Source organism: Bartonella sp. CE47NXGY, assembly GCF_042195415.1.
Classification (GTDB): Bacteria; Pseudomonadota; Alphaproteobacteria; order Rhizobiales; family Rhizobiaceae; genus Bartonella.
This window is the reverse complement of the sequence record NZ_JBHIOI010000066.1, coordinates 1-3,945: the sequence shown is the minus strand read 5'-3', so window position 1 is coordinate 3,945 and position 3,945 is coordinate 1. Positions and strand designations below refer to the sequence as shown.

The following is a 3,945-nucleotide window of genomic DNA, read 5'->3' as shown; positions in this document are numbered from 1 at the left end:
TGGAAATGCTTCTGGCACAAAAATTAACGGATGAAGAAATCAAATCTTACAAAAATTGCGGGCAAAAAGCATGAAAGAAAAAGATATAGAACAATACATTGCTGAAGCACGCTCGTTCGATCAAGATCGCATGCTCGCCTCACGCCGCACCACCCGCGTCTCGCTTGCCATTGCCGGCATCGCCGTTGCTGTTGCAATACTGTCTTCTCTCGCGGTCATCACCCTCACACCCCTTAAAACCGTGGAACCTTTTGTCATCCGCGTCGACAATTCAACCGGCATCACCGAAGTTGTGGAAGCCTTAAAAGAAGGTCCCACCAATGTCGACGAAGCAATCACACGCTACTTTGCTGCAAAATATGTCCGCTCCCGTGAAGGCTTCACCACAGAAGAAACACAACACAACTTCCAAACCGTCTCCCTCCTCTCTTCTTCAGAAGAACAGGAAAGATTTGCCAGCTGGTATGGAGCAAGAAATCCCCAAAGTCCTCAAATTCTCTATAAACACGCCGCCGTTACAATAACAATAAAATCAATCTCCTTTATCAATGATGATGTCGCACAGGTACGCTATTATAAAACCGTCCGTGATAACGAGAACAACAAAGAATTCATCACCCACTGGGTTGCAACACTTACCTTTGAATATATCAATGCCCCTATCTCTGTCCAAAACCGTTTGATAAATCCTCTAGGGTTTATTGTTAGTGAATATAGAACCGATCCGGAAGTGGTCAACTGATCATGACAAAAAAAATTCTTTTTCTCATTCTTAACATCGCTATTACCCTTTCTTTAACGCCTAGCCATGCCAGTATTTTTCCCACTCGTGCGCCAAGCGATAGCCGCATTCGCTTTATCAACTATGATGCCTATAATGTCACAAAAATTATTGGCTCCATACGCTCATCGGTACAAATAGAATTTTCTCCCAATGAAGAAATTGCCCATGTGGCAATTGGCAACAGCGTTGCATGGGAAGTCGCCCCCGCTGGCAATATTCTTTTCCTCAAAGCGCGGGAAGTCCAACCCATTACCAATCTCCAAGTCGTCACCACAAAGCTTGATGGCTCAAAGCGCTCCTATCAATTTGAACTGATGGTCAAAGATGGAGAAATTTCCTCTGGACAAGAAACATATTTCCTTGTGAAATTTCGCTACCCACAAGAAGAAGCAGAACAAAGAAGACTCGCAGCCCTTATGCGACAAGAAAAACAACAAGCCCAGCGTATCGATAATGTCTTCAACGCTTCTGAAACCTACGGACCTCGCAATTGGGCTTACACCGCTCAGGGCTCTATCACTCTTGAACCCTCCTCCGTTTATGACAATGGCAAAACAACAACATTTACATTTCCAGACAACCAAGAAATCCCTGCCATTTACATTGTCAGCAATGACGGTACAGAATCGCTGGTTCCCAAAACCACGAGAGGCAACATGGTGATTGTCCATGCCATTAGCGCACGCTTCACCCTAAGACAGGGAAAAAACGTCCTATGCGTCTTTAACGAAGCCTATCAACCAAAAGGCACAAATCCAAATACCGGAACAACCTCACCATCTGTTGAACGTAAAATTGCATCAGATCTTTAAATAAGCGGGAATTGAAGGGGACAACACATGAGTGATAAACCAATCATCGAAGATCGCGGATCTATTGGGGATGGCAAAAACAATAGCGCCAAAACCGCTGGCAAAAAAATAGTTGTCGCAATAGCCTGTATAGGAATCTGCGGCTATGTGCTCTGGAACATCTTAGCCACCCCCACAGAACAAAAAGACACCGCAAAAGCTCATAAAAAACAAGAAAAAAGCTTTCACAATTCCCTCGCCCCTTTAGAGCTCGCGCCCTCTGACCCGCGTGCAAACATAGCGCCAATAACCTTACCACCCCCACAACCACTCGCACAAGAACCCAAAAAAGATGACCCATTACTTGATGCCGCAAGACGTGCCCCTGTTTTAGCTTTTGCCAAAGGCTCTAAATCTCAATTAAAAGACATCGTCAACACGACTCTCAACCCCTTTGAAAAATTCCATGCCCTTGAAAATCTCGCGAATGCGCAAAATTCTCCTGCCCTTCAAGACACACAAAATTTTGCAACCCTATTAAAGCCTACCAAAACAGAAGAAGCAAAAGCAAAAGCAAAACTCATCGGCAATAGAAACTTTATCATCGCCATGGGAACCTCTATTCCCTGTATCTTAGAAACCGCATTAAACAGTGAGCAACCAGGCTTTGCAAGCTGCATCATCAACCGTGATATCCTCTCTGACAATGGGCGCGTTGTTTTGCTTGATAAAGGAACCCAAGTGATTGGCGAATACCGCGGAGGGATAAAACAAGGTCAATCTCGCCTCTTTGTACTCTGGACAAGAGCAAAAACCCCAACCGGTGTCATCATCGACCTTGCCTCACCCGCAACCGACAGTTTAGGCAGAGCCGGTTTTGATGGCAACATCAACACCCATTGGTGGGAACGCTTTGGCTCTTCCCTTTTACTCACCGTTATTGATGGTGCCACAACAGTTTTAACAAATAAAATAGTAGGCAATTCCAATAAAGAAGGTTCAAACAACTCTGGAGGCGGCGGTTTTGAAGGCGCAAACAACACTGGAAAAGAGGCCGCCAGTATTGCTCTTGAAAATCAAATCAACATCCCTCCTACCCTAGAAAAATTTCAAGGCGAACTCGTCAACATTTTCGTAGCAAAAGATCTCGATTTTTCCTCTGTCTATAAACTAGTCGTAAAGAGCAAAAGAAACCGCTCTACTCCCGGCTATTCCTTTTTTCATTAAGCCAATAAAGTCACATTATGCCATCAGCAAAAAATGCAGAACGCGCCTCCATCGTTTTAACAAAATTAAAGATCTTAGATGACTTCCTCAATAATGACAATTTATTTGAAATTGTCATCAATCGCCCTGGCGAAGTAATCGTTGAGGGTCCCAATGGTTGGCAAACCCACATCTTAAAAGAGCTAACCTACAGCGAACTAGAAGGGATTGCAAAAGTTGTTGCTGCCTACACAACACAAAAAATCAGTGTAGAAAACCCCGTTCTCTCCGCAACACTGCCAAACAACGAACGCATACAAATTGTTATGCCTCCAGCAGTTGCAGCCAATACCATTAGCATGACCATTCGTAAACCTTCATCACGCACTTTTTCTCTTGAAAGTTTACATGAAAACAATCTTTTTTCTGTTGCCCAAAACACCAGTTTCACACCCACGCAACAAATGACAGAACGATTATCCGAACTCTCTGACACAGACAAAGAGCTAACAGATCTCTTTATCGCCAAAGACTTTTGCACCTTTTTAGAAAAAGCCGTTATTACACAACAAAATATCTTAATATCGGGCAAAACCGGTTCTGGTAAAACAACCCTCTCCAAAGCTTTGATTGCAAAAATCCCTGACTATGAACGAATTCTCACCATTGAAGACACACCAGAACTTGTCGTTCCGCACGCCAACAAAGTGCAGCTCTTTTATTCAAAAGATAACCAAGGCTTAGCAAAAGCAGGCGCAAAAGAACTGCTTGAATCAGGCTTACGCATGCGCCCCGACAGAATCCTTCTACAAGAGCTGCGTGATGGTACAGCCTTTTACTATATCCGTAATGTCAATTCTGGTCACCCCGGCTCCATTACCACCGTCCACGCCTCAACAGCCCTTGCAGCCTTTGAACAAATGACCCTTCTTGTCAAAGAAAGTGACGGTGGTGGTAATTTAGCACGCGATGATATCCGCGGCTTATTAATCTCGATGATTGATGTCATCATCCAATGTAAACGCCTCGAAGGCAAATTTCGTGTAACAGAAATCTATTACGACCCTTTCAAACGCCGTGATGCTTTTTAAAAAAACGCTACCCCTCACACCCTTTTTTATAAGCAAAAACTATACCAATAGAGCTTTCTTAAAAACACGATTA

4 protein-coding genes and 1 pseudogene are annotated in these 3,945 nt (G+C 43.8%); all 5 read left to right on the top strand.

Annotated elements, in window-relative coordinates; genetic code table 11:
- Positions 1-74, top strand: a pseudogene (locus ACFIL3_RS09190) (type IV secretion protein VblB7); the annotation flags it as partial.
- The gene (locus ACFIL3_RS09185) at positions 71-742 is read left to right on the top strand and encodes a virB8 family protein (protein WP_375682128.1); all 672 of its coding nucleotides are present in this window, start codon (positions 71-73) and stop codon (positions 740-742) included. The pseudogene ACFIL3_RS09190 and the gene ACFIL3_RS09185, both read left to right, overlap by 4 nt.
- A 2-nt stretch (positions 743-744) precedes the next feature.
- Positions 745-1,596: a P-type conjugative transfer protein VirB9 gene (virB9, locus tag ACFIL3_RS09180; RefSeq protein WP_375630944.1), complete on the top strand. Its 852-nt coding sequence runs from the start codon at positions 745-747 to the stop codon at positions 1,594-1,596.
- A gap of 27 nt (positions 1,597-1,623) precedes the next feature.
- Positions 1,624-2,802 carry a type IV secretion system protein VirB10 gene (gene virB10 / locus ACFIL3_RS09175; RefSeq protein WP_375682127.1) on the top strand — a complete coding sequence of 393 codons (1,179 nt, stop codon included), beginning with the start codon at positions 1,624-1,626 and terminating at the stop codon, positions 2,800-2,802.
- A 17-nt stretch (positions 2,803-2,819) separates the two neighbouring features.
- The gene (virB11, locus tag ACFIL3_RS09170; RefSeq protein WP_375638285.1) at positions 2,820-3,872 is read left to right on the top strand and encodes a P-type DNA transfer ATPase VirB11; all 1,053 of its coding nucleotides are present in this window, start codon (positions 2,820-2,822) and stop codon (positions 3,870-3,872) included.
- Positions 3,873-3,945: the final 73 nt, after the last annotated feature.

What these genes read in the sequence shown, in the direction of transcription:
- ACFIL3_RS09185 (WP_375682128.1), top strand. Translation starts at nt 71, where the DNA reads ATGAAAGAAAAAGATATAGAACAATACATTGCTGAAGCACGCTCGTTC.
- virB11 (WP_375638285.1), top strand. Translation starts at nt 2,820, where the DNA reads ATGCCATCAGCAAAAAATGCAGAACGCGCCTCCATCGTTTTAACAAAA.
- virB10 (WP_375682127.1), top strand. Translation starts at nt 1,624, where the DNA reads ATGAGTGATAAACCAATCATCGAAGATCGCGGATCTATTGGGGATGGC.
- virB9 (WP_375630944.1), top strand. Translation starts at nt 745, where the DNA reads ATGACAAAAAAAATTCTTTTTCTCATTCTTAACATCGCTATTACCCTT.